Below are 23,594 nucleotides of genomic sequence, written 5' to 3' on the forward strand. Positions count from 1 at the left end.
GCCGCCGAGGTCGGCCCGCCTCAGACGCCGTGGCGGGCGGCGTTGGCGCGGACGGCGTCGTCGACGTACTGCGCGAGCCCCGGGCGGATCTCGTCGTAGTACCGCGTGAACCGGGGGTCGCTCGGGTACATCGAGGCGATCCTCACGTGGAGGTCGTGCGGGCAGTCGAAGTGGGACTCGATGCTGCGGCGATGCGCCTCGGCGGCCCGCGCCGCCTCCTCCGAGTCCGCGGGGACGCCCGCGTCGAGCAGACGCGCGAACTCGGCGTTGACGGCGTCGCCCTCGGCCTTGATGCGCTCCCAGTCGGCGCGCGTGTAGCCGGCCGTGCGCTCCCGGCTCTGGGCCCAGGCGGGCGTGTCACCCCAGCGCTGCTCCGCCTCGGCGACGTACTCCTCGCCGAAGCCGTCGCCGAAGAGTTCGCGCTTGTCCGCGTCGGTGATGGGTGTGTCGTTCATGGCGTTCTCCAATGCGTGGTCGAGTGCCTCGACGAGCCCGCGAAGCTCCTCCAGGCGGGTCATGACCGTTGCGCGTTGACGGCGGAGGTGACCGACGAGCCCGTCGGGGGTCTCGAGGAGATCGGCGATCTCCTCGAGTCCGAACCCGAGCCGGCGATACACCACGACGTGCTGCAGGCGCGTGAGGTCCTCGTCGGTGTAGAGGCGGTAGCCGGCGTGCGTGCGCACGCTCGGGACGACGAGGTGGATCTCGTCGTAGTGGTGCAGCGTGCGCCGGGTGATCCCCACCCGCCGCGCCACCTGGCCCACGGTCATCGGTTCGTCGAACTCGTCCTCCGTCGTTCCGGTCATGACACGAGCGTGAGGCGTCACGTCGCGTGAGGGTCAAGTCCGGCGTAAGGATCCGCGGGTGCGCGGCCCGTCGCGTCCCTCCGACCTCCGCCGCCCTAGAGGACCTGGAGTCCGGAGGGTGCCGAGTGAACCGTTGTGGCGGTGGAGGCAGGGGGCATGGGGTCGCAACGGTGCCGAGTGAACCGTTGTGGCGGTGGAGGCAGGGGGCATGGGGTCGCAAGGGTGCCGAGTGAACCGTTGTGGCGGCGGAGGCAGGGGGCATGGGGTCGCAAGGGTGCCGAGTGAACCGTCGTGGTGGTGGCCGGCGTGCCGCCTCGTGGGCCGTCGTCATCACCGCCGAGTCTCCCCGGTCGCGTCCTACGCTGTGACCCGCGGCAGGCCGCTCACTCATGTCACGCCCAGACCCTCCCAGTACGGTCGAGGTGTCGAGAGGGGAATCCATGCCGGTGACGTTCGCCCATCCGGCCGCGGTGCTGCCGCTCGCGAGGACGCGGCTGCCCTTCGCCGCGCTCGCGGCCGGGTCGATGGCGCCGGATCTGCCGCTGTTCGTTCCGGCGGTGGAGGCGGTCGGTCTCGGGTACGCGCGGACCCACACCCTGCTCGGCGTCCTCACCATCGACGTCGCCCTCGGGGTCGCGCTGTGGTCGCTGTGGCGGTACGTCGTCGCCGCGCCCCTCATCGACGCCACGCCCACGGCGATGCGTCGCCGTCTGCCGCGACCGGTCGACGGGGGATGGCTGGTGCTGCCGGCCGCGCTCATCGGGGCGGCCACCCACGTCGGATGGGACGAGTTCACGCACACCGACCGCTGGGGCGTGCGACACGTGCCGTGGCTCGCCGCCCAGCACGGCCCCCTGATCGGGGCGAGGTGGGCGCAGTACGTGAGCGGTGTCGCCGGTCTCCTCATCCTCGCCGTCGTCGCGGTGACGATCCTCGTCCGGCGGACGCCGACCCCGTCCGAGGCCCGCCGACGGCCACGACTCGCGCCGTGGGTGCTCCTCGCGCCGCTGCTCGTCGGTGGAGTCGTGGCCACGTCGCAGCTCGCCGCCGGGGGTGGCGGACTCTACGGACTCCTCTACGACGCCGTCACGGTCGGTGGCGCGACCGCGGGCGCTGCGCTGCTGCTCACCTCGGGACTCTGGCACCTCACGCCGCGGCCCCCACCGGACTCCGGGGCCGAGGGTGGAGCCGGGCGCGGGACGCCGAGGCAGGGCCGCCGGGGCTCGACACCCGTCAGCTCGAGGTGCTCACGCGAGGAGTGAGACGGCCGGCGGCGCCGCGAGCGACGACACGACACGAGCGGCGACCCGACCGGGTCGCGAGGACACACCGACGGCCGCTCCCCCGGGGGAGCGGCCGTCGGTGACGAAGAAGGGATCAGCCCAGCGGTGAGATCCAGGACCTCGCGCGGGTCAGCCGCCGAGAGCGGCGGAGACGACCTCCCGCGCCTCCTTCTGCACCTGCGCGAGGTGCTCGGGGCCCTTGAAGGATTCGGCGTAGATCTTGTACACGTCCTCGGTGCCGGAGGGGCGGGCCGCGAACCAGGCGGACTCCGTCGTCACCTTGAGGCCGCCGATCGCGGCGCCGTTGCCGGCGGCCTCGGTGAGCTTGGCCGTGATGGGTTCGCCCGCGAGGGTCTCGGCGGTGACGGCCTCGGGGGAGAGGGCCTTGAGCTTGGCCTTCTGCTCGCGGTCGGCGGGGGCGTCGACGCGGGCATAGGCGGGGTCGCCGTGCGCCGCGACGAGGTCGGCGTAGTGCTGAGAGGGGCTCTTGCCGGTCTTCGCCTGGATCTCGCTCGCGAGCAGGGCGAGGATGATCCCGTCCTTGTCGGTCGACCACACCGTGCCGTCGAAGCGCAGGAACGACGCGCCCGCCGACTCCTCGCCGCCGAACGGCCCCGAGCCGTCGAGCAGCCCCGGCACGAACCACTTGAACCCCACGGGCACCTCGACCAGGGTTCGGCCGAGGTCCTCGGCGACCCGGTCGATCATCGAACTCGACACGAGGGTCTTGCCGATGAACCCGTCGGCGGGCCACTGCGGCCGGGCCCCGCCGTAGAGGTACTGGATCGCGACCGCGAGGTAGTGGTTGGGGTTCATGAGCCCGCCGTCGGGGGTGACGATACCGTGGCGGTCGGAGTCGGCGTCGTTGCCGGTGGCGATGTCGTAGGCGTCCTTCTTGTCGATGAGGCTCGCCATCGCCGAGGGGGAGGAGCAGTCCATGCGGATCTTCTCGTCCCAGTCGAGGGTCATGAAGCGCCAGGTCGGGTCCACGAGTGGGTTGACCACGGTGAGGTCGAGTCCGTAGTGGTCGGCGATCGCCTGCCAGTAGTCGACGGCGGCGCCGCCGAGGGGGTCGGCGCCGATCTTCACGCCGGCCTCCTTGATCGCCGCCATGTCGACGACGTTCTCGAGGTCCTCGACGTAGAGGCGCTTGAACTCGTAGCTCTCGCACGAGGGGCGGGCCTCGTCGAAGGGGATGCGCTGGACGCCCTCGAGGTCGGCGAGGATGTAGGCGTTGGCCTTGTCGGCGATCCAGGCGGTGGCGTCGGAGTCGGCCGGGCCGCCGTGCGGCGGGTTGTACTTGAAGCCGCCGTCCGAGGGCGGGTTGTGGCTCGGGGTGACGACGATGCCGTCGGCCAGCCCCGAGTTCGCCGGCAGGTCGTCGAACCCGCCGATCTTGCCCTTGTTGGCGCGCAGGATCGCGTGGCTCACCGCGGGGGTGGGGGTGTACCGGTCCTCGGCGTCGACCATGACGTGGACGTCGTTGGCGACGAGCACCTCGATCGCGCTCGCCCACGCCGGTTCGGACAGGCCGTGGGTGTCGCGCCCGAGGAAGAGCGGGCCGTCGAAGCCCTGCTCGCGGCGATAGTCGACGATCGCCTGGGTCGTGGCGAGGATGTGGTCCTCGTTGAACGCGGTCCTGAGGCTCGAGCCGCGGTGCCCCGAGGTGCCGAACACGACCTGTTGGTCGACGTTCTCGGCGTCGGGATGCAGCGTGTAGTACGCGGTGATCAGGTGGGCCACGTCCACGAGGTCGCGGGGTTCGGCGGGCTGTCCTGCACGGTTCGCGGTCATGCGTCCATCCTCGCACCATGCGTCCGCCCGGACGCCCGAGGCATCGGCCACATCGTCGCCTGACGAGGGGCCTGCCGCGGGTGGGGTCACCGCGTCGCGACCCCACCCGCGTCGGTCATCGGACGGCGCAGTTGCCGGTGGCCTTGTCCCCGCGGAACCGGGCCTCGAAGAAGGTGCCCGCGTAGGTCGCGGTGGGCAGCGCGCCACCGACGTGCGTGGGGGTCACGAGCGGCTGGAACCACACCGTGGCGTCCTTGGCGCACCAGTCCTTGGCGAGCTGCTTGCCGACCGAGAAGGGGATGACGTCGTCGGCCATCGAGTGCGTGAGCAGCACCGGACTGCTGGGCTTGCGGTTGCCGATCCTGTTGTCCGTGAGGATGCTCCGCAGCGGCTCCTCGGCGAAGGAATCGTGCATGGGGCGCCCGTCCTTCGTGAGCGTCGAGGTGCGGACGAACGCGAGGTCGGCGAGCTTCTGGGTGCAGCTCTGTTCGACCTTCGGCAGGACCGCGAGGCCCCGGGCGTTCAGGAAGGCCGCCGGGTCCACGTGGTAGCCCTGGAAGAGCCCGACGATCGCGTAGAGCTCGAACGCGGAGTAGAGCGACCCGTCGAGTTTGCGCGGCACCGCGGAGGACAGATCGGCGGGCACGGCGCCGACCGCGGTGCCCTTGATGTCCAGTTCGGGGGCGTAGGACGACGCCAGCTCGGCTGCCGCCGCCGCCCCGCCACCGCCTTGGGAGTACCCCATGAGACCGATCGGGTTGGCAGCGGACAGCCCACGGACGCCGACCCGCTGCGCCGCGCGCGCCATGTCGAGGACGGCCTGTCCCTGGGCCGCGCGCACCATGTAGGTGTGGCTGCCGGGCGTCCCGAGCCCCTGGTAGTCGGTGAGGGCGACGGCGTAGCCGCGGAGCAACAGCCCCTTGAACGCCAGGATCTCGTACTCGGTGAAGTCGCGCAGCTGTCGCGACGGGGCGCAGGAGTCGCCCATGCCCTGCGTGCCGACCGAGAACGAGATGATCGGGCGCGGCCCCTTGCCGAGCCACGTGGCGCGCGGCGAGACGACGAACCCGGTGACCGCGATCGGGCGGCCCTCCCGGTCCTGCGAGGCGTACATCACCCGGCGGGCGTCGAAGGATGCCGAGGTCACGTCGAGCGGGTCGAGGACGTTGTCGGCCTTCTCCTGACGGATGATCGTGCCCGGGGTCGTGGGGATCTCGGCGGGGGGTTCGTAGAACGCGGGTCGCGGCGGTTCCGGCGTCCCCGTGAGGGTGGCGGCACCGGCGGTGCCCGGGATGTCGTGCTCGTCGGCGGTGGCGGCAGCCGGAGCAAGGGCCAACAGCGCTGCGGTGAGCGCACTCGTGGCGACGACACTGCGAGGGGTGAAGATGGACATCGTTGTCCTCCGAGCGGATCGAGCAGGGGGGCGTCGCGACGGTGCGAGGCCCACCTCGTCGACAGACGTCCGACGAGGTGCGCACAACGTACGCGGCGGTAGCGTCGCTCGCTACCCCGAGTCACTGTGTGATGGCAGGCATTTCGCGACCGGGCCCGCGGCACGGTTCGCAGGCACTCACCGCGTCAGTCGTATGACGGCGTGCAGATGGTCGGCGGGGACGGGTTCGTCGGTGAGGCAGGAGCGGAGGTCGGCCTCGACCGCTGCGTCGTCCATGTCCGTACCGACGGCGACGATCTGGGTGCCCCTCGTCGTTCCCGCCGGCCAGGGGCGGCGTTCGAACGCGAGCCACCCGCCGACGGCCTGGACGACGTACTGCACCCGATGCCCGGGTGCGTCGAACCAGGTGCGTCCCTTGACCCGGTAGACACCCGGACTCCTGTTCTCCAGGACATCGACGAGCTGCCGCGGCGACGTTCCGAGCGGTGAATCCACGCTCACCGACGTGCACGACTCGTGCGCGTGGCCGTGGTGTGCGTCGTGTGCGTGCCCGTGTGCGTGCCCGTGCCCATGGGGGTCCCTGTGCTCTCCGGCGGTCTCCCGCAGCAGGTCGGCGAAGGACAACTGCCCCGTGGGGGTCTCGCGTTCGGCGGCGTCGAACAGCAGGCTGGGGTCGACGCGTCCGAAGTTCGTCCGCACGACGGGGGTGTGGGGGGCGTGACGCGCGATGGCCTGGTCCAGGCGGCGGGTCGCCTCGGGGTGTCCCTCGAGTCGGTCGATCTTGTTGACGACGAGGACCGACGCGACCTGCAGATGATCGGTCGCGACAGGCAGGGGTCCCTGAGGGTCGGCCTGCGCCCAGGCGGCCGCGTCGAGCACCTCGACGACCCCACCGAACCGGATCGCGCGGACGCCGCTCGAGAGGATCATCCGGGCGAGTTCCCGCGGTTCGGCGAGGCCCGAGGCCTCGACGACGATGACGTCGAGGTCCAGAGCAGGGGCCGCGAGAGACGCGAGTGTGTCGTCGAGTTCACTCGGATCGGACAGGCAGCACAGGCAGCCGCCGGAGATCGTCGCGGTCGCGTCGACCTGCCCCTGCACGAGGAAGGCGTCGACGGCGATGTCTCCGAAATCGTTGACCACCACACCGATCCGGCCGACACCCTGCTCGAGCAGGTGGTTGAGCAGCGTCGTCTTGCCGCTCCCGAGGCCGCCGGAGAGGAGGACGACGGGGACGCGTGCGGACATGCGCACACGCTCCCACATCCCCGGGGCGGGCCGGTGAGGGGATGCGCGGGGACCTACTGCGGACGCCGGGCGTTCCTCACGACGGATCCGACCAGGGTTCCGAGGCCGACGACGACGGCGACGGCGAGGGCCGTGGACCACGAGGCCCGGCCACCCATCGCCGACTGCAGCGGGAACCAGAGGACGGCGGACAGCGTACCCACGAGCAGCGCTCGGGCGAGGACTCGGGATCCGGGCTCGTCGCGGGGTTCGTGAGGGTCGGTCGGCATGGTCGACAGCGTAGGCGCTGCAGGCCTGGGCGTGCGCCGAGGCCCCGGAGCATTTGAGAATCATATTCATATAGGGTCGGCGCATGATCCGCACCCCACATCGTCGTTCCGCCCTGTTCGCCCTCCTCACCGTCTCCTCCCTGGCCGCCGCCGCCTGCGGCACCGCGACCCCGGCCGCCTCGCCGACCGCAGCGGGCGCCACCACCGCGGCGTCCCCCTCGCCCGCCGCCCCGCAGGCCGACCCGGGTGTCGGTGGGGGAGAGAAGGAGGTCGGTGCATTGAAGCCCCGGCTGCTCGTCTCGCACGCCGGTGGTCTCGCGCTCTTGGACGCGGCGACCGGAACCGTCATCAAGGAGACGTCCTACCCGGCGTTCCTGCGCCTCAACAACGCCGGCGACGGGCGCCACGTCATGGTGAGCGACTCCGACGTCTTCCGCCTCTACGACACCGGCATCCACGCACAGCCCCACGGTGACCACGCCCACCACTACGAGTACACCCCCGGCCTCACCGACGTGACGTTCGAGGCTCCCAAGGCCGGCCACGTCGTCCTGCACGAGGGACGAACCGTGCTGTTCGCCGACGGCACCGGCGAGATCCGGTCCTTCGACTCGGACTCCCTCCCCGGCCCGCCGAAGAACGCGAAGTCCGCCAAGACCGACGCCGCTCACCACGGCGTCGCGATCGAACTCGCCGACGGCACCCTCGTCACCACGCAGGGCACCAAGGACGAGCGCACGACCGTCCAGGCCAAGAAGGGTGACAAGGTCGTCGCCGAGACCACCGACTGCCCCGGTGTCCACGGCGAGGCGATGGCCGAGCCCAACGGCAAGGGCGAGGTGCTCGCCTTCGGGTGCGAGAACGGGCCGGTCGTCTACCGCGACGGCACGTTCCACAAGGTGCCCGTCAAGGATGCCTACGCCCGCTCGGGCAATCTCGCCGGACACGAGGAGTCCCCGATCGTGCTGGGCGACTACAAGGTCGACAAGGAGGCCAAGCCCGAGCGGCCCACGCGCGTCTCGCTCATCGACACCCGGACCGACACGCTCAGGCTGCTCGATCTCACCTCCCCGTACTGGTTCCGCTCCCTGGCGCGTGGACCGAAGGGCGAAGGGCTCGTCCTCACCTATGACGGAAAGCTGCGGGTGGTCGACGTCGCCAAGGGCGCCGAGACCGCCGCGATCCCCGTGATCAAGCCGTGGAGGGAGAAGGACGACTGGCAGGAGCCCGGTCCCGCGGTGAAGGTGGCGGGTTCGCACGCCTACGTGAGCGACGCCGAGAACCACACGATGACCGTCGTCGACCTCGCCACGAAGAAGGTGACGAACACGTACTCGCTCCCGGCCGCGCCGGTCGAGTTCGCCGTGACGACGGGGAAGGCCGAGGCCCCGAAGGACGCCCACGCCGGCCACGACCACGGCGACCACAGCGACCACGACGGCCACGACGGCCACGACCACGACGGCCACGACCACGACGGCCACGACCACGACGGCCACGACCACGGCTGAGGTCGGGCACGGGGTCGGGTGCCGCGGCGACGACGCGCTCGTCGCCGCGGCCGGGGACGTCGAGAGGGTCCAACTCGCGACGAGGCTCATCCCACATCGGTGGGGGATCGGCTCGCCCCGTGGCCGGTTCGGTCGATGAGGCGGCGACGATTCAGCCCCCTGCCCAGGAGAGACGATGTCCACTCCGTCGAACGACACCCCGCCGAGAGCACGTCGGCACACCCCCGGCCTCGTCCAGGCCGTCAGCACCCTCGCCGTTCTCGGGGTGGTCGCGACGATCGTCGTCGGTGCGCTCGGGTGGACCACGTCGAACCGCTTCCGGGCGGCCATCGACGACGCGAACGCGATCCGGGTGGCCCACGACGTCGGGGCGACGATCCGCACGTACAACTCCGACGTGAGCGGGTGGCAGGCGGCGTACGGCTGGGACACCCGGCGCATCGGCGGTGCGAAGGCCGTCGCCGACGACAACGCCAACCGCAAGGGCTACCTCGACTCGGCGGCGGAGCTGCGCACGCAACTCGACGCGATGCCGGTCGACGTCCTCACCCCCGAGGAGAGGACGCAGTTCACGACCATCCGGGACGCCTGGGGGCGGTTCTTCGCCGCCGACGACCGCGCCGTCGCCCTGTACCGCCGCGGGACTCCCGCCGCGGTGGACGCCGCCGACGCGGTGATCATGGACGAGGCGTGGGCCGAGTACGGCACCGTCGGCGAGGTCATGCCCACCTTCCTCGCCTCGATCGAGAAGCGTCTCGCCGAATCGGACCAGCGGGCGCGGGACCTCGCCACGCTGCTCACCCGCGTCCAGGTCGTCACGGGGATCGTCCTGCTCGGCGCCCTCTGCCTGCTCGCGTGGTGGGTCATCACCCGCACGAGGCGGTCCCTGGTCGAGCTCGGGCGCACGGTCACGGCGCTGGCCGACGGGGACCTCACCCAGGAGCCGACGGTCACCGTCCCCGCCGAACTCGCCGACATGGCCGCGGACATGCGGGTCGCGCAGGGGCGTCTGAGGACCCTCGTGGCCGGGGTCGCGGACTCCGCACGGCGGGTCGCCGCGTCGAGCCAGGAGGTCTCCGGCTCCTCGGAGGGATTCGCCACGACCTCGTCGGCCGCGGCGGACCAGCTCGCGCGCGTCCGGGGCCAGGCCGACGACGTGTCACGCAACGTCGACACCGTCGCCGCCGGCGCCGAGGAGATGACCGCGAGCATCCGTGAGATCTCCAAGAGCGCGAACGGTGCCGCAGAGGTGGCCGCCTCGGCCGTCCAGGTCGCCGACCGGACGAACTCCACCGTCGCCCAGCTCGGGACGAGCTCGGCCGAGATCGGTGAGGTCGTCAAGGCGATCACCTCGATCGCCGAGCAGACCAACCTGCTCGCGCTCAACGCGACGATCGAGGCCGCCCGGGCCGGTGAGGCCGGCAAGGGCTTCGCGGTCGTGGCGAACGAGGTCAAGGACCTCGCGCAGGAGACGAGCAAGGCCACCGAGGACATCGGCCGCCGGGTCGAGGCGATCCAGGCCGACACCGAGGCCGCCGTCGCCGCGATCAGCGAGATCGCCTCGATCATCGCCCAGATCAACGACACCCAGGCCACGATCGCCTCGGCCGTCGAGGAGCAGACCGCGACGACCAACGAGATGGGCCGCAACGTCGCCGACGCCGCCACGAGTGCGGCCGAGATCGCCTCCGGGGTGACGGAGATCGCCGGCCAGGCCGCGCGATCCAGTGAGTCGGGCCAGGGTCTGAACGCGACGGCCGAGGACCTCGTGGGACGTGCCGAGGACCTTCTCGCCCTTGTGAGCCGCTTCCGATACTGACGTGCCGCAGGGCTGACGCCCCGCCGCAGGGCTGACGCCCCGCCGCAGGGCTGACCTCCCGCCGCAGGGCCGGCGGACGACGCTCCGGCCCTCAGCCCGCCTGTGAGGTCGACGAGTCCTCGGTGCGCGGCATCGCCGGACCGGGCGTGCCGATCGAGGCTTTGTCGAAGGGGGTGCGCTGGTAGACGCAGTAGTTGAGCCAGTTGGCGTAGAGCAGGAACGCGTGGGAGCGCCACGACTGGCGGGGTCGTCGCGTCGGATCGTCGTCGGGGTAGTACCCGACGGGCACCGCGATCTCCTGGCCGCGGGCGATGTCGCGTTCGTACTCACCGGCGAGGGTGTCGGCGTCGTACTCCGGATGGCCCGTCACGTAGACCTCCCGGCCGTCCCGGCTCGCGGCGAGGTACAGCCCCGCCTGCGGTGAGGTGGCGATGACCTCGAGCGCGGGCTGCGCCGCGACGGCCTCGAGCGGCGTGCCGGTGTGGCGGGAGTGCGGCGCCGAGAACGTCTCGTCGAACCCGCTGACGATGCGCGCACGAGGGGCCTGGACCTCGTGCTCGAACACTCCGAACATCTTGGCGTCGAGCTCCACCTTGCCGATGCCGTAGTGCCGGAACAGGCCCGCCTGCGCGCCCCAGCAGACGTGCATCGTCGACCACACGTTCGTGCGGCTCCAGTCGAGGAGCTCGACGAGCTCGGGCCAGTAGTCGACCTCCTCGAACGGCAGCAGTTCCACGGGCGCGCCGGTGATGACGAGCCCGTCGAAGCGGTCGCCGCGGACGTCGTCGAAGCTGCGGTAGAAGGTGTCGAGGTGCTCCGGAGCGGTGTTGCGCGACTCGTGGCTGCGCATCGTGAGCAGCGTGATCTCGACCTGCATCGCGGTGTTCCCGAGGAGGCGCAGGAGCTGGGTCTCCGTCGCGATCTTCGTCGGCATGAGGTTGAGGATCGCGATCGACAGGGGCCGGATGTCCTGGCGGTCGGCCCGTTCCCGCGACATGACGAAGACGTTCTCCTGCGCCAGGGTGAGCCGGGCGGGCAGGGAGTGCGGGATGTTGACGGGCACGAGCTGATCTCCGGAGTCGAGCGGTGGCGCGCGGGCACCTACGGGTCCGACGAGGATAGTTCGCACGCCCAGGGCCGCGGATTCGGGGTGCACGCATCGAGACGGCCCACGTCAGCGGCGAACTGGCGCCCTCAGTTCTCCTCGAGGGTGAGGGGCTCGATCACCGGACGCTTGGGGGTGCGACCGTCGCCGGAACTCTGGCCGCGGATGCGCCGCACGATCCACGGGCGCAGGTGGGTGCGAGCCCACTCGCGGTCGGCGGCGATCGTCTCCCACCGCGTGAGCGGCGCGGCAGGCGGGAGGGGCTCGCGGTAGCTCTGGCCGTCGACCGGCAGGCCCAGGGTGGCGGCGGCCTGGCCGGCGATGCGGTCGTGGCCCTCGGGGGAGAAGTGGATGCGGTCCGCCGCCCACATGCGCGAGTCGCGCAGAGGGATGAGGTTCCACAGGTCGAGGACGTAGCAGTCGTGGCGCGTCGCGACGCCCCACAGGTTGGCGGTGAACTCCGCGACGCGCGGGTTGATGCGGCCGACGATGGGCGCCTCCCGCACGTTCGGGGCGGTGACGAGCAGCACGTCCGCGCCGGTCTCCCGGATTCGGCTCACGGCGTCCTCGACCTGCGCGGTGACCTCGTCGAGGTCGACCTTGGGGCGCAGGCAGTCGTTGCCGCCGGCGGAGAAGCTCACGAGGTCGGGCGTCAGCTCGAGGGCGTCGTCGAGCTGGGGGCCGGCGACGTCGGCGATGAGCCTCCCTCGGATCGCGAGGTTGGCATACCCGAACTCGGCCCCCACCTCCGCGTTGCGGGCGGCGAGGTGGCCGGCGAGTCGGTCGGCCCATCCGACGTAGGCGTCGGGCTTGCCGGGCGCCGGGTCCATGAGCCCCTCGGTGAACGAATCTCCGACAGCCACATAACGTTCCCAGGTTCGTGCGATCACCGTCCCCACGCTAGCAACGCGCGGCGGCCGGGTCCGTGCGGGGCTCATCCGGGGCGGTGCGGGGGCCGCCCGTCGGCCGGGGGTCGTGTGGTCGGTGCGCGGGCACCGGGCGACGGGGCGGACGACCGGGGGCGGGCGCCGTGTGCCGGCACCCGCCCCCGCTCGTCGGACCGCGACGGATCAGCTGTGACCCTCGCCGCTGGTGTGGCGGTCGTGCGCGGGGTCCGCCCGGAGTTCGGCCTCGGAGAGGTTGCCTCGCACGACCTCCTCCTCGGCCACCGGGGTGCGGCTCAACTCGGGGCGCGGCACGCCCGGTGTCTGTGCCTGCGAGGACTCTCCGCTGCCGTCGGCGACCGGTTCGAACCACACGGCCGACAGCTTCTGCATCGTGACGACGGCCGAGTAGGGCTGGCCGTGCCAGGGCACCTCCTCGGCGATGATCTCGCCGAGGTTGCCGACCCCCGCACCGCCGTACTGCTCGGCGTCGGTGTTGAGCAGCTCCCGCCACACGCCCGGCCGGGGGAGGCCGATGCGGTACTGGTGGTGCTCCATGCCGCTGTAGTTGACGATCGACGCCACCACCGGGCGGTCGCCCCGCTCGTCCGCCTTGCCGAAGCGCAGGAACGAGTACGTGTTGCCGCTCGCGTCGTTCGCGTCGATCCAGGAGAAGCCCTCCCAGTCGTTGTCGAGCTGCCACAGCGCAGGACGGGAGGTGTAGAGCCCGTTGAGGTCGCGGATCAGCGCGTGCACGCCCTGGTGCGGGGCGTGGTCGAGCAGCCACCAGTCGAGGCTGCGGGAGTCGGCCCACTCGCTCTCCTGGGCGAACTCGCACCCCATGAACAGCAGCTGCTTGCCGGGGTGGCTCCACATGAAGGCGTAGTAGGCCCGGAGGTTCGCGAGCTGCTCCCACCGGTCGCCCGGCATCTTTCGCAGCATCGATCCCTTGCCGTGGACGACCTCGTCGTGGCTGATCGGCAGGACGAAGTTCTCGCTGTAGGCGTAGACCATCGAGAACGTGATCTGGTGGTGGTGGTACTGCCGGTAGATCGGTGCGAGCTCGACGTACCCGAGGCTGTCGTGCATCCAGCCCATGTTCCACTTGAGGCCGAACCCGAGCCCGCCCATGTACGTCGGCTTGGTGACGCCGGCCCAGCTCGTCGACTCCTCCGCGACGGTGACGGCACCGGGGTAGCGGCGGTAGACCGTCGCGTTCGTCTCCTGCAGCAGCTGAACGGCCTCGAGGTTCTCGCGGCCGCCGAACTGGTTGGGAGCCCACTCCCCGTCCTCGCGGGAGTAGTCGAGGTAGAGCATCGAGGCCACGGCGTCGACCCGCAGGCCGTCGATGTGGAACTCCTCGATCCAGTAGCACGCGTTCGCGACGAGGAAGTTGCGCACCTGCGGGCGGCCGAAGTCGAAGATGTACGTGCCCCAGTCCTTGTGCTCGCCGCGGCGGGGGTCGGGGTGCTCGTACAGCGGCTCGCCGTCGAAGCGGCCGAGGGCGAACCCGTCCTTGGGGAAGTGCGCCGGCACCCAGTCGAGGATGACCCCGATGCCCGCCTGGTGGAGGCGGTCGACGAGATGGCGGAACTCGTCGGGGGAGCCGAACCGCGAGGTGGGGGCGTAGTAGCCGGTGACCTGGTAGCCCCAGCTCGGGCCGTAGGGGTGCTCGGCGACGGGCAGGAGTTCGACGTGCGTGAAGCCGAGGTCCTTGACGTAATCGACGAGCTGGTCGGCGAGCTCGACGTAGGTGAGTCCCGGACGCCACGATCCGAGGTGCACCTCGTAGGTGCTCATCGGCCGGTTGTGGGGGTCGGGGTGCCGGGCCCGGTCGTTGAGCCACACGCCGTCGTTCCACGAGTAGTGCGACTCCGTGACGACCGACGCGGTCGCGGGAGGGCACTCCGTCGCCCGGGCCAGCGGGTCGGCCTTCGTGCGCCAGTACCCGTCGCGGCCGAGGATCTCGTACTTGTACGTCGAGTTCTCTCCGACGCCGGGGACGAACAGCTCCCACACGCCGGTGCTTCCGAGCGCACGCATGGGGTGGGTCTGGCCGTTCCAGGAGTTGAAGTCACCGACGACCCGCACCGCGCGGGCGTTGGGCGCCCACACGGCGAAGGAGGTGCCGTGGACCTCGCCGAGGTCACCTCCGGGGTAGGTGCGCAGGTGCGACCCGAGGACCTTCCACAGCTCCTCGTGCCGACCCTCGCCGATGAGGTGGAGGTCGATGTCGCCGAGCGTGGGCCAGAAGCGGTATGGGTCGTCCTGCCGCAGCTCGGGGCCGTCCGCGTAGGTGACGAGCAGGCGGTAGTCGTCCACCCGTCCGTCCACGTGGGCGAGCCAGATGCCCTGGTGTTCGTGGGTCATCTCGACCCGGCGGTCGCCGGACAGCTCGACGACGACGGACTTCGCCAGGGGACGCAGCGCCCGGATCGTCGTGCCGCCGTCGTGCGGGTGCGCACCGAGGATCTGGTGCGGATCCCCGTGCCCACCCCGGACGAGGAGATCGAGCTGGGGCAGGTGCACGTGTCGGGCCTCGGGGATGATCGCCTGCGGCTCGGCCTCGGGCTCGGGCTCGAGACCGGTCGCGCTCGGCGAGGCGGGGCCGGTCTGCGTGGCCGCCCCGCTCGGCCGGGCCGAGGATGCGGCCGGCGAGGCCTTCGACGGCGACGGGGACGAGGGCTCGGCGGCATCCGCCGGGACGGGGGTGCCCATCGGCCAACCGGTACCCGTCGCGCCCGGGGCCTCCTCGGGAGAGGCGGGGATGACCTGGGCGTCGTCCTCCTCCGAGGACAGCGGTGTCGCGGTGGGGTCGAGTTCCCCGGTCCCCGTGGCGTCGGAGGCGCCGGTGGTGTGGTCGGGGGTCGTGCCGGGCGCGGGGGTCGTCGGGTCGGACACCTGCGTCACGCTCCTTCGGGCAGTCGTGGTGGTGTCGGTCGGGTCGTTGTCGTCGTCGAGGTCGTCGCCCTCGGAGGAGGGACCGCCGACGGGTTCCGCTCCGGTGTCGCAGAGGGTCCTCACCGCTCGTGCGGGGATGTCCACCCAGGTGGGACGGTTGCGGGCCTCGTAGGTGACCTCGTACAAGGCCTTGTCGAGTTCGAGCGCCCGCAGCAGCGGGGCGGCGGAGGCGTCGCGCGGGTCGGGCCCCGTCGCGGCGTACCCGTCGAGGAACGCCTCCCGGGCCGCCTCGGCCCACGCACGCGCGGCCTGCGCCGAGACTCGCGGTGTCTCCTCGAGCCTCGCCTCGTCCTCCGCACTCCGGGACGGGGTGGTCGACGTGCCTCCCGCGTTCTCCTCGGTCGTGTCGGTGTCGTCGGTCGCCTCGGACGCCTCCTGCGCCAGGGTGCCGGCGACGTAGTCGAAGCTGCGGAGCATGCCGGCGACGTCGCGCAGGGCGAGATCCGGGGCGGTGCGCTCGTCCATCGGCCGCAGCGGCTCGCCCTCGAAGTCGAGGACGACCCAGCCACGGTCGGGCACGTCGAGGACCTGCCCGAGGTGGTAGTCGCCGTGGACGCGCTGCAGGTCGGGCCACGGGGCCCGCAGGCCGCCCCCCTCGACGCGCTCGATCGTCGCGGCGAGGTCGGCGAGGTCGGGGGCCCCGGTGAGCGCGGCCGCGGCGCGGTCGTGGAAACTGCGCCCGAGGGCCCGACGGTCGCCCTCGTCCGCGGCGCGGGTGGGGAGTACCTCGGCGAGAGCGACGTGGATCGCGGCCGTGGCCGACCCGAGCGCGCGGGCGCGGTCGGAGAAGTCCTCGCCGCGTCGGGCGGCCTCGAGTGCCACGCGCCACGCGTCACGGGTGCCGGGGAGGAACTCGCTCGCGAAGGCGAGCGGCCCCTCGGCGCGGGCGCCCTCGACCTCGGGGTCGCGCCACGTGCCGTGGATCGACCCGAGCGGCGCGGGCACGTCGGTGCTGCCTGCCTTGGCGAGCGCGGTCTGCAGCTCGACGTCCGGGTTCTCCCCGTGCTGGAGCACCCGGAAGACCTTGCAGATCACGGGCAGTTCGGCGCCGTCGCCCGCCGTCGTCTCGAGGATGATCGAGGTGTTCGACTGTTCCCCGGCAAGGACGCGGGAGGCGGTGACCGCACGGGTGTCCGCGCCGTCGAGGGGACGCCCGGCGACACTCGGGTGGGGTGTGTGCGACCGCGAGGCGTGCTGGGCCTCCTCGTGCCCGGTGAGCAGCCCGAGCAGCAGGGACGCGTACACGGGATCGTGGGGCGCGTCGTAGACGTACCGGGTGCCGAGCACGCTGTGCTCCATCGTGCCCACGAGCGCGCGTTCGGCCCCGACGAGGGGTTCGGCGCGGTAGGTCACCGGCACCTGGTAGACCACGGGGCGGTCTCCGGAATCGTCGGCGACGATGAGGGTCTCGACGCCCACCTCGCCGTCGGGGTCGTCGAGGCGGTAGCCACCGAGGCGGCGCAGCTGCGGCTCGTGGGTGCCGCGGAACCACCGCTGGAAGGGCAGCCACGAGGCGAGGAGCTCGAGCTTGGTGGGGAACAGAGCTGCGTCGTAGATCTTCGCCATCACGCCACCTCCAGGGCGAGCCAGAAGAAGTCCCGCGACCCCAATGTGAGGGTCACCGTGCCGTCGTCGCCGACGCGGGGGAACCCGGTGCCGCCGAAGAGATCCTTGAGGGCGGCGCCCGCGAACCGCTCGGGCAGTCGGACCACGCTCGCCTGTGGGCGGGAGGACACGTTGTTGACGCACAGGACCGCCTCGTTCGCCTCACCGCGGTCGGTGGTCTCACGCACGAAGGCGAGGATGGCCTCGTTGCCGGCCGGGACGATCTCGAACGTGCCGAGCCCGAACACCGGGTGCTGCTTGCGGATGTGGAGCATGGCCCGGACCCAGTGCAGCAACGAACTCGAGTGCGCCATCTGCGCCTCGACGTTGACGTTGTTGTGGTGGTAGACGAGCGACTGGATGACCGGCAGGTAGAGCTTGCCCGGGTCCGCGTTGGAGAACCCGGCGTTGCGGTCGGGTGTCCACTGCATCGGGGTGCGCACGGCGTCCCGGTCCTCGAGCCAGATGTTCTCGCCCATCCCGATCTCGTCGCCGTAGTAGAGGTACGGCGAGCCCGGCAGGGAGAGCAGCATCGCGTGCATGAGCTCGATCTCGGCGCGGCTGTTGTCGAGCAGCGGCGCGAGACGGCGGCGGATGCCGACGTTGGCGCGCATCCGGGAGTCCGGCGCGTACCACGCATACATCGCACTGCGTTCCTCCGGCGTCACCATCTCGAGGGTGAGCTCGTCGTGGTTGCGCAGGAACGTGCCCCACTGCGTGCCCGGCGGGATCTCCGGGGTCTCGGCGAGGACGTCGATGATCGGCGTCGCCTTCTCCTCGCGCACCGAGCGGAACAGTCGCGGCATGACGGGGAAGTGGAAGCACATGTGGCATTCCGGCGTCTCCTCCGTGCCGAAGTAGTCGACGACCTCGTGCGGCATCTGGTTGGCCTCGGCGAGCAGGATGCGCCCGGGGTACTCCGCGTCGACCATCCGACGGATCTCGGCGACGTACTCGTGCGTCTTCGGGTGGTTCTCGCCGTTGTGCCCCTCCTCCTCGAACAGGTAGGGGATCGCGTCGAGCCGTGCCCCGTCGACGCCGAGGTCCATCCAGAACCGGATGACGTCGAGGACGGCCGCGCGCACCTTGGGGTTCTCGAAGTTGAGGTCGGGCTGATGGCCGAAGAACCGGTGCCAGAAGAACTGACGACGCACGGGGTCGAAGGTCCAGTTGGAGACCTCGGTGTCGACGAAGATGATGCGCGCGTCGCCGTACCGGGTGTCGTCGTCGCTCCACACGTAGAAGTCGCCGTAGGGACCTGCGGGGTCGCTGCGGGAGGCCTGGAACCAGGGGTGCTGGTCGCTCGTGTGGTTGATGGGGAAGTCGATGAGGATGCGAATGCCCCGGGCGTGGGCCTGGGTGATGAGCTCGGAGAACTGCGGCAAGGTGCCGAACTCGGGGAGCACGGCGGTGTAGTCGCTGATGTCGTAGCCGCCGTCGCGCAGCGGGGAGGCGTAGAACGGCGGGATCCACAGGCAGTCGATACCGAGCCACTGCAGGTAGTCGAGCTTGCCGATGAGGCCGCTGAAGTCACCGCTGCCCGATCCGTTGGAGTCGGCGAACGCGCGCACGAGGGCCTCGTAGAACACCGCGGTGCGGAACCACTCGGGGTCGTACCCGATGCCGTGCCCGGTGTGGTGGGGACTCGTCATCGGGCGTCGTCCCTGAGCACGTGGAGGATGTGGACCGGTTCGCCGTCGACCCCGAGCCGCACGTAGGCGTCCTGGCCCCACTCCCACGTGGCCCCGGTGACGAGGTCGGTGGCGAGGAAGGTCTCACCGGGGTGCATGCCGAGCGCCTCCATCTCGAGGTGGACCCACGTCTCGCGGGTGGTGTGGGGGTCGAGGTTGGCGACGACGATGATCGTGTCCTCCCGCCCGCCGACGACGCGTCGCTTGGAGAAGCAGATCGTCGCCGGGTCCTCGACGGGGTGGGACCGGAACGTGCGCAGTTCGTGCAGGGCGACGTGCTCGCGGCGGATGGTGTTGAGCATCCGCAGCCAGTCGGCCATCCAGAGCTGGCCCTCACGGTCACCGCCGGGGGCGTACCGCTCCCACTCGCGGTTCTTGAACTGGTATTTCTCGTTGTCGATCTGCTCCTCGACCCCGGGGCGCGGGACCGATTCGAGCAGCTCGTACCCGGCGTAGATGCCGTACGTCGGCACGAGGGTGGCGGCGAGCGCGGCCCGCAACTTCCACCCGGTGGGGCCGCCGAACTGCATGAACGGCGTGAGGATGTCGTGCGTCGTCGGCCAGAAGCTCGGGCGCATGTACGCCGCGGCCGGCCCGGAGAGCTCCTCCATGTACTCGAGGAGCTCCTCCTTCTCGTTGCGCCAGGCGAAGTAGGTGTAGCTCTGCTGGAAGCCGACCTTGGCGAGGGTCGCCATCATCGGCGGCTTGGTGAAGGCCTCGGCGAGCCAGATGACCTCGGGGTGGTCCGTCGCGACGTCCGCGATGAGCCACTGCCAGAACTGCACCGGCTTGGTGTGGGGGTTGTCGACACGGAAGATCTTGACGCCGTGGTCGATCCACACCTGCACGACGCGGCGGATCTCGGCGTAGATGCCGGCCGGGTCGTTGTCGAAGTTGAGGGGGTAGATGTCCTGGTACTTCTTCGGCGGGTTCTCGGCGTAGGCGATCGTGCCGTCGTTGCGCGTCGTGAACCACTCGGGGTGCTCGGAGACCCACGGGTGGTCCGGCGCGCACTGGAGCGCGAGGTCGAGAGCGACCTCGAGGCCGAGTTCCTCCGCGCGGGCGACGAAGGCGTCGAAGTCCTCGAACGTGCCGAGGCTGGGCTCGATGGCGTCGTGGCCGCCGTCGGCCGACCCGATCGCGTACGGGCTGCCCGGGTCCTCCGGGCCGGCGTCGAGGGTGTTGTTCGGCCCCTTGCGGTTGACCTGACCGATGGGGTGCACCGGGGTGAGGTAGATGACGTCGAAGCCCATGTCCGCGACCGAGGGGAGTCGCTCGGCGGCGGTGCGCAGGGTGCCGCTGACCCACCTGCCGGTCGCCTCGTCGAAGTGGCACCCCTCGGAGCGGGGGAAGAACTCGTACCAGGCCCCGTAGAGGGCACGCTCGCGCTCGACGAGCAGGTGGTGGTCGGGGCTGGGGGAGACGTACTCCCGCAACGGGTTGGCGACGAGCTCGTGCTCGACGTCGGCCGCGGTGCCGGCGGTGAGCCGCTCCTCGACCGATCGGCTCGTGTCGCGGAGCCGCTCGACCGCGCGCGTGAGCAGCGTCGTGGCCGCTGCCGAGCGGTCGCCCTCGGCGAGGGCCCGTTCCAGAACCCGCGCGCCCTCCTCGAGCATCACCTCGACGTCGACGCCCGCCTCGATCTTCACCGTCGCGTCGTGCTCCCACGTCGCGTACGGGTCCGACCATCCCTCGACACGGAACGTCCACATGCCGGTACGGTCCGCCCGGATCGTCGCCTGCCACAGCATGAGGCCGACGTTCACGCACCGCATCGGGACGACGTGCTCGGTGCCCTCGGGATCGGTGAGCACGACGTTGGCGTTGACCGCGTCGTGTCCCTCACGGAACACCTCCGCGGAGACGACCACGTCCTCGCCGGTCACGGCGGCGGTGGGGTAGGCCCCCCCGTCGACGACGGGCTGAACGTTCATCACGGGGATCCGGCCGAGGGGCCGTTGTCCCGCCTGTTCGAGGATCGTGGACGTGGGGCTCGAGGTGTGGGTTCTCACGCTCCGAAACTATCTGGTCGGAGCCGTCTCACGCAGCATGGGGCGTCGGTCCGCCGAGTCCGTTCCCGCGGGGGCGCGCGTCGGCCGTGACGCGCCGCGGGTCCGATCCCTCAGTCGACCTGCAGTACCCACATCGACGCGGCCTTCAGCCGCACCCGCTCGTCCGCGGCATACGTCGTCCGGGTCCCCTCGGGCGGAGTGTCGGGACGCTCCCACGCGCTGTCCCACAGGAGGGTGTAACCGGTGTGCTCACCCGTGAGGGGCGGCAGCGTGACCTCCTCCCGGGTCGACTTGCCCTGGAACACGAGCAGGATCGAGGAGGCGTCGACGTCGTCGCCGACGAGAAGGATCTGCAGCACCCGGCAGCGGGGGTCCTCCCAGGCGGCGGCCGTCATCTCCTCGCCGTGGCGGCCGTACCAGAGCACGTCGATCGCGTCGTCGCCCCACCGCGGCGCGGCCTGGAAGAACGCGTGCTGACGGAAGACCCGGTACTCCCGGCGGAGGTGCAGGAGGAACCGCGTCGAGTCGAGGAGGTCGCGTTGGGAGGTGCCGTGTTCCCAGTCGAGCCAACTCGTGTCGTTGTCCTGGCAGTACGCGTTGTTGTTGCCGCGCTGGGTGCGTCCGAACTCGTCCCCGGCGCAGAGCATCGGCGTTCCGGTCGCGAGGATCGTCGTCGCCAGCAGGTTGCGGACGGACCGGCGTCGGCGCGCGAGGACCTCGACGTCGTCCGTGAGCCCTTCGGCCCCGTGGTTCCAGGAGCGGTTGTCGCCGTGGCCGTCGCGGTTGTGCTCGCCGTTGGGTTCGTTGTGCTTGCGCTCGTAGGCCGTCGTGTCGGCGAGGGTGTATCCGTCGTGGGAGGCGACGTAGTTGATCGAGGCGGAGGGGCCGCGGTCACCGGCGTGGAAGAGGTCCTGGCTGCCCGTGAGGCGGGTCGCGAGTTCGCGTACCCCGTGCCCGTTCGCCGAGCTCGTCGCCACGTCGGGGAGCCAGAACGTGCGCACGGTGTCCCGGAACCGGTCGTTCCACTCGGCGAACGGCGGCGGGAACTGCCCCGTGCGCCACCCGTGCATCCCGACGTCCCACGGCTCGGCGATGTGTTTGAGCCCCCGCAACACGGGGTCGGTGCGCAACGCGACGAAGAACGCGTGGTCGGGGTTGAACTCGTCCTGCGGGCCGCGGGCGAGCGCCACCCCGAGGTCGTAGCGGTAGCCGTCGACGCCGCACTCGCTCGCCCAGTACCGCAGCGAGTCGAGCACCATCCCGCACACGTACGGGTTGCGGAGGTCGAGGGTGTTGCCGCAGCCGGTGACGTCCACGTTGTGTCCCCACCCGTCGAGGCGGTAGTAGGAGGCGGCGTCGATGCCCCGCCAGCACAACGTGGGTCCCTGGCTGCCCTGCTCGCAGGTGTGGTTGTAGACGACGTCGAGGACGACCTCGATGCCGCTCGCGTGGAGGGTGTCGACCATCGTGCGGAACTCGGCCACGACGGCCTGGGGGTCGTCGGCCACCGCGTAGGCCGGGTGGGGGGCGAAGAACGAGAGGGTGTTGTAGCCCCAGTAGTTGCGCATCCCCCGCTGGGCGAGGTGCCGCTCGTCCATGAAGGCATGGACGGGCATGAGCTCGAGGGTCGTCACCCCGAGGCTGCGCAGATGGTCGACGAACGCCGGATGGCCGAGGCCCGCGTACGTGCCGCGCAGCTCCTCGGGGATGCCGGGGTGCTGCAGGGTGGCCCCGCGCACGTGCGCCTCGTAGATCACCGTGTCGGTCCACGGCACCCGGGTGACGGGCCGAGGGCGCGGCAGGTCGGGGGAGACGACGACCGAGCGCGGCATCACCGCGGCGTCGTCGCGCTCGTCGCGCACGTCGGGGCTGCCGTCGAACGAGGCGTCGACCTCGTGGGCGAACAGCTCGGGGCTCCAGCGGGGGGCGCCGTCGATCGCCGCGCCGTACGGGTCGAGGAGGAGTTTGGCCGGGTTGTGCCGGAGCCCCGCCGCGGGTCGCCAGGGTCCGTGCACGCGATAGCCGTACCGCTGACCCGGGCCGACGCCGGGGACGAACACCGACCACACGTGGTGCACACGGTCGGTCATGCGGACCCGTCGCTCGGTCTCGGGGCCTCCGTCCGCCTCGTCGAACAGGCAGAGGTCCACGGCGTCGGCGTGGGCGGCGAACAGGGCGAACGTCGTCCCCCCGGGCTCCGGTGTGGCGCCGAGGGACGGGGCGACATCGAGATGGGGACGCATGAACGAAGGGTACGGTGCGGCCGCCTCCGTCGAGGAGCCCGCACGCGATCGCTCGGCGCGACACCGGTGCTCGCGAGACGTGGGTCCCGCTCCTGTCGGTCTGCCCGTGGGCTCGAGAACTCCACCCGTGCTCCCCGTACCGCAGGAGCACAGACGGGTGGTCGTGAGCACGGACCCCGCGTCGGGAGCGCAGGCGCTGGTCCGGTTCAGCCGACGGCGCGCTCGGGACAGGGTGCGTGACGCCACGCCTCCGTGCCGTGTGCCCGCCAGGCCCGCGCCCGGACGGCCTCGCCCCCGTGAGTCCGCGACGAGACGGCCGATCGTCGCGGCCACACCCGGGCCGAACACCGCGACCGGTCGGAGAATCGGAGTTTTCTCGCTACCGTTGAGACATGACCGACCCGACTTCTCTGCCCAACTTCCCTCCGCCCGCCGGTGACGCGCCTCTGCGTGGCCGGGTGCTCGACGCCCTCCAGGACGAGGGTTTCCGCCCCGACATCGACGGCGACGGCGACGTCAGCTTCAAGGTCGAGGGTCAGCAGCTCTTCGTGCACTGCGCCGAGGGCGAGGTGCCCGTGATGCGCGTCTTCGGCCAGTGGCAGATCGGTGAGGATCTCCCCGCCGACGAGATGCTGCGCCTCACCAACGCCAACGACCTCTCGCTGCGCCTCAACATCGTCAAGGTGGGCATCAACAACGGCACGCTCGTCTGCACCGCCGAGCACATCGTCGGCCCCGACGCCGACGTCCGCAGCCTGCTGCAGATCAGCACGCAGCTCGTCCTCACCGCCGTTCAGTTCTGGCACCAGATGATGCTGGGCCAGGACGTCTTCGGCGACGAGGGCCCGCAGGCCTGACGCCCCACGCCCGGCGCATCGTGACGATGCACGCGGCCGGGTGAGGCGAAGGGGCCGGACCGCACACCGCGGTCCGGCCCCTTCGCGCGTCGTCGGGGTCGTCGGCATCCTCC

15 protein-coding genes are annotated in these 23,594 nt (G+C 71.2%); 4 read left to right on the top strand and 11 right to left on the bottom strand.

The genetic code is table 11. The annotated features are described in order from the left end of the window. Positions 1–20: 20 nt before the first annotated feature. Positions 21–806: a MerR family transcriptional regulator gene (locus RT054_RS00240; RefSeq protein ID WP_312721128.1), complete on the bottom strand. Its 786-nt coding sequence runs from the start codon at positions 804–806 to the stop codon at positions 21–23. 440 nt (positions 807–1,246) lie between these two features. Between RT054_RS00240 and RT054_RS00245 the strand changes: the two genes are divergently transcribed. Continuing rightward, the gene (locus tag RT054_RS00245) at positions 1,247–2,068 is read left to right on the top strand and encodes a DUF4184 family protein (RefSeq protein WP_313021459.1); all 822 of its coding nucleotides are present in this window, start codon (positions 1,247–1,249) and stop codon (positions 2,066–2,068) included. Between the two features lie 150 nt (positions 2,069–2,218). Here RT054_RS00245 and pgm read toward each other — a convergent pair whose 3' ends face one another. The 4 genes from pgm to RT054_RS00265 all read right to left on the bottom strand — a co-directional run bounded on the left by pgm (position 2,219) and on the right by RT054_RS00265 (position 6,793). After that, positions 2,219–3,883, bottom strand: coding sequence for a phosphoglucomutase (alpha-D-glucose-1,6-bisphosphate-dependent) (gene pgm, locus RT054_RS00250; protein ID WP_313021461.1), 1,665 nt, complete (start codon positions 3,881–3,883; stop codon positions 2,219–2,221). A gap of 115 nt (positions 3,884–3,998) precedes the next feature. Then, on the bottom strand, positions 3,999–5,276 hold the full coding sequence (locus RT054_RS00255; RefSeq protein WP_313021464.1) for a lipase family protein: 1,278 nt from the start codon (positions 5,274–5,276) through the stop codon (positions 3,999–4,001). A gap of 177 nt (positions 5,277–5,453) precedes the next feature. Further along, positions 5,454–6,524: a GTP-binding protein gene (locus tag RT054_RS00260; RefSeq protein WP_313021466.1), complete on the bottom strand. Its 1,071-nt coding sequence runs from the start codon at positions 6,522–6,524 to the stop codon at positions 5,454–5,456. A 53-nt stretch (positions 6,525–6,577) separates the two neighbouring features. Further along, complete coding sequence (locus RT054_RS00265; protein ID WP_312721473.1) at positions 6,578–6,793, bottom strand: hypothetical protein; 216 nt, start codon at positions 6,791–6,793, stop codon at positions 6,578–6,580. Positions 6,794–6,876: 83 nt separating this feature from the next. On the opposite strand from RT054_RS00265, the gene RT054_RS00270 reads away from it, so the two are divergent. After that, positions 6,877–8,304: a hypothetical protein gene (locus RT054_RS00270; protein ID WP_313021469.1), complete on the top strand. Its 1,428-nt coding sequence runs from the start codon at positions 6,877–6,879 to the stop codon at positions 8,302–8,304. A gap of 175 nt (positions 8,305–8,479) precedes the next feature. Then, positions 8,480–10,123, top strand: coding sequence for a methyl-accepting chemotaxis protein (locus RT054_RS00275; RefSeq protein ID WP_313021472.1), 1,644 nt, complete (start codon positions 8,480–8,482; stop codon positions 10,121–10,123). 91 nt (positions 10,124–10,214) lie between these two features. Here RT054_RS00275 and metA read toward each other — a convergent pair whose 3' ends face one another. The 6 genes from metA to glgX form a co-directional block, all read right to left on the bottom strand. Continuing rightward, positions 10,215–11,252 (bottom strand): homoserine O-succinyltransferase, encoded by a 1,038-nt coding sequence (gene metA / locus RT054_RS00280; protein WP_313021474.1) that lies wholly within the window; start codon positions 11,250–11,252, stop codon positions 10,215–10,217. 65 nt (positions 11,253–11,317) lie between these two features. Next, positions 11,318–12,166, bottom strand: a complete 849-nt coding sequence (locus RT054_RS00285; protein WP_396837163.1) for an SGNH/GDSL hydrolase family protein — start codon at positions 12,164–12,166, stop codon at positions 11,318–11,320. Between the two features lie 132 nt (positions 12,167–12,298). Then, complete coding sequence (glgB, locus tag RT054_RS00290) at positions 12,299–16,639, bottom strand: 1,4-alpha-glucan branching protein GlgB (protein ID WP_313021478.1); 4,341 nt, start codon at positions 16,637–16,639, stop codon at positions 12,299–12,301. After that, a complete protein-coding gene (gene treS, locus RT054_RS00295; RefSeq protein ID WP_313021482.1) occupies positions 16,639–18,330 on the bottom strand; it encodes a maltose alpha-D-glucosyltransferase in 1,692 nt (563 codons plus the stop codon). The genes glgB and treS overlap by 1 nt, the downstream gene beginning before the upstream one ends. Further along, positions 18,327–20,381, bottom strand: a complete 2,055-nt coding sequence (locus tag RT054_RS00300; protein ID WP_313021484.1) for a maltotransferase domain-containing protein — start codon at positions 20,379–20,381, stop codon at positions 18,327–18,329. The genes treS and RT054_RS00300 overlap by 4 nt, the downstream gene beginning before the upstream one ends. 110 nt (positions 20,382–20,491) lie before the next feature. Continuing rightward, positions 20,492–22,624, bottom strand: coding sequence for a glycogen debranching protein GlgX (gene glgX, locus RT054_RS00305; protein ID WP_313021486.1), 2,133 nt, complete (start codon positions 22,622–22,624; stop codon positions 20,492–20,494). 392 nt (positions 22,625–23,016) lie between these two features. Between glgX and RT054_RS00310 the strand changes: the two genes are divergently transcribed. Continuing rightward, on the top strand, positions 23,017–23,481 hold the full coding sequence (locus tag RT054_RS00310) for a hypothetical protein (RefSeq protein ID WP_312721647.1): 465 nt from the start codon (positions 23,017–23,019) through the stop codon (positions 23,479–23,481). Positions 23,482–23,594: the final 113 nt, after the last annotated feature.

The sequence above is a fragment of the Mobilicoccus sp. genome, assembly GCF_032060985.1.
In the GTDB taxonomy this organism is placed as follows: domain Bacteria; phylum Actinomycetota; class Actinomycetes; order Actinomycetales; family Dermatophilaceae; genus Mobilicoccus.

Excerpts from the sequence above, each read along its gene's own strand:
- RT054_RS00240 (WP_312721128.1), bottom strand. The coding sequence starts at position 806 with ATGACCGGAACGACGGAGGACGAGTTCGACGAACCGATGACCGTGGGC.
- RT054_RS00245 (WP_313021459.1), top strand. The coding sequence starts at position 1,247 with ATGCCGGTGACGTTCGCCCATCCGGCCGCGGTGCTGCCGCTCGCGAGG.
- pgm (WP_313021461.1), bottom strand. The coding sequence starts at position 3,883 with ATGACCGCGAACCGTGCAGGACAGCCCGCCGAACCCCGCGACCTCGTG.
- RT054_RS00255 (WP_313021464.1), bottom strand. The coding sequence starts at position 5,276 with ATGTCCATCTTCACCCCTCGCAGTGTCGTCGCCACGAGTGCGCTCACC.
- RT054_RS00260 (WP_313021466.1), bottom strand. The coding sequence starts at position 6,524 with ATGTCCGCACGCGTCCCCGTCGTCCTCCTCTCCGGCGGCCTCGGGAGC.
- RT054_RS00265 (WP_312721473.1), bottom strand. The coding sequence starts at position 6,793 with ATGCCGACCGACCCTCACGAACCCCGCGACGAGCCCGGATCCCGAGTC.
- RT054_RS00270 (WP_313021469.1), top strand. The coding sequence starts at position 6,877 with ATGATCCGCACCCCACATCGTCGTTCCGCCCTGTTCGCCCTCCTCACC.
- RT054_RS00275 (WP_313021472.1), top strand. The coding sequence starts at position 8,480 with ATGTCCACTCCGTCGAACGACACCCCGCCGAGAGCACGTCGGCACACC.
- RT054_RS00285 (WP_396837163.1), bottom strand. The coding sequence starts at position 12,166 with ATGAGCCCCGCACGGACCCGGCCGCCGCGCGTTGCTAGCGTGGGGACG.
- glgB (WP_313021478.1), bottom strand. The coding sequence starts at position 16,639 with ATGGCGAAGATCTACGACGCAGCTCTGTTCCCCACCAAGCTCGAGCTC.
- treS (WP_313021482.1), bottom strand. The coding sequence starts at position 18,330 with ATGACGAGTCCCCACCACACCGGGCACGGCATCGGGTACGACCCCGAG.
- glgX (WP_313021486.1), bottom strand. The coding sequence starts at position 22,624 with ATGCGTCCCCATCTCGATGTCGCCCCGTCCCTCGGCGCCACACCGGAG.
- RT054_RS00310 (WP_312721647.1), top strand. The coding sequence starts at position 23,017 with ATGACCGACCCGACTTCTCTGCCCAACTTCCCTCCGCCCGCCGGTGAC.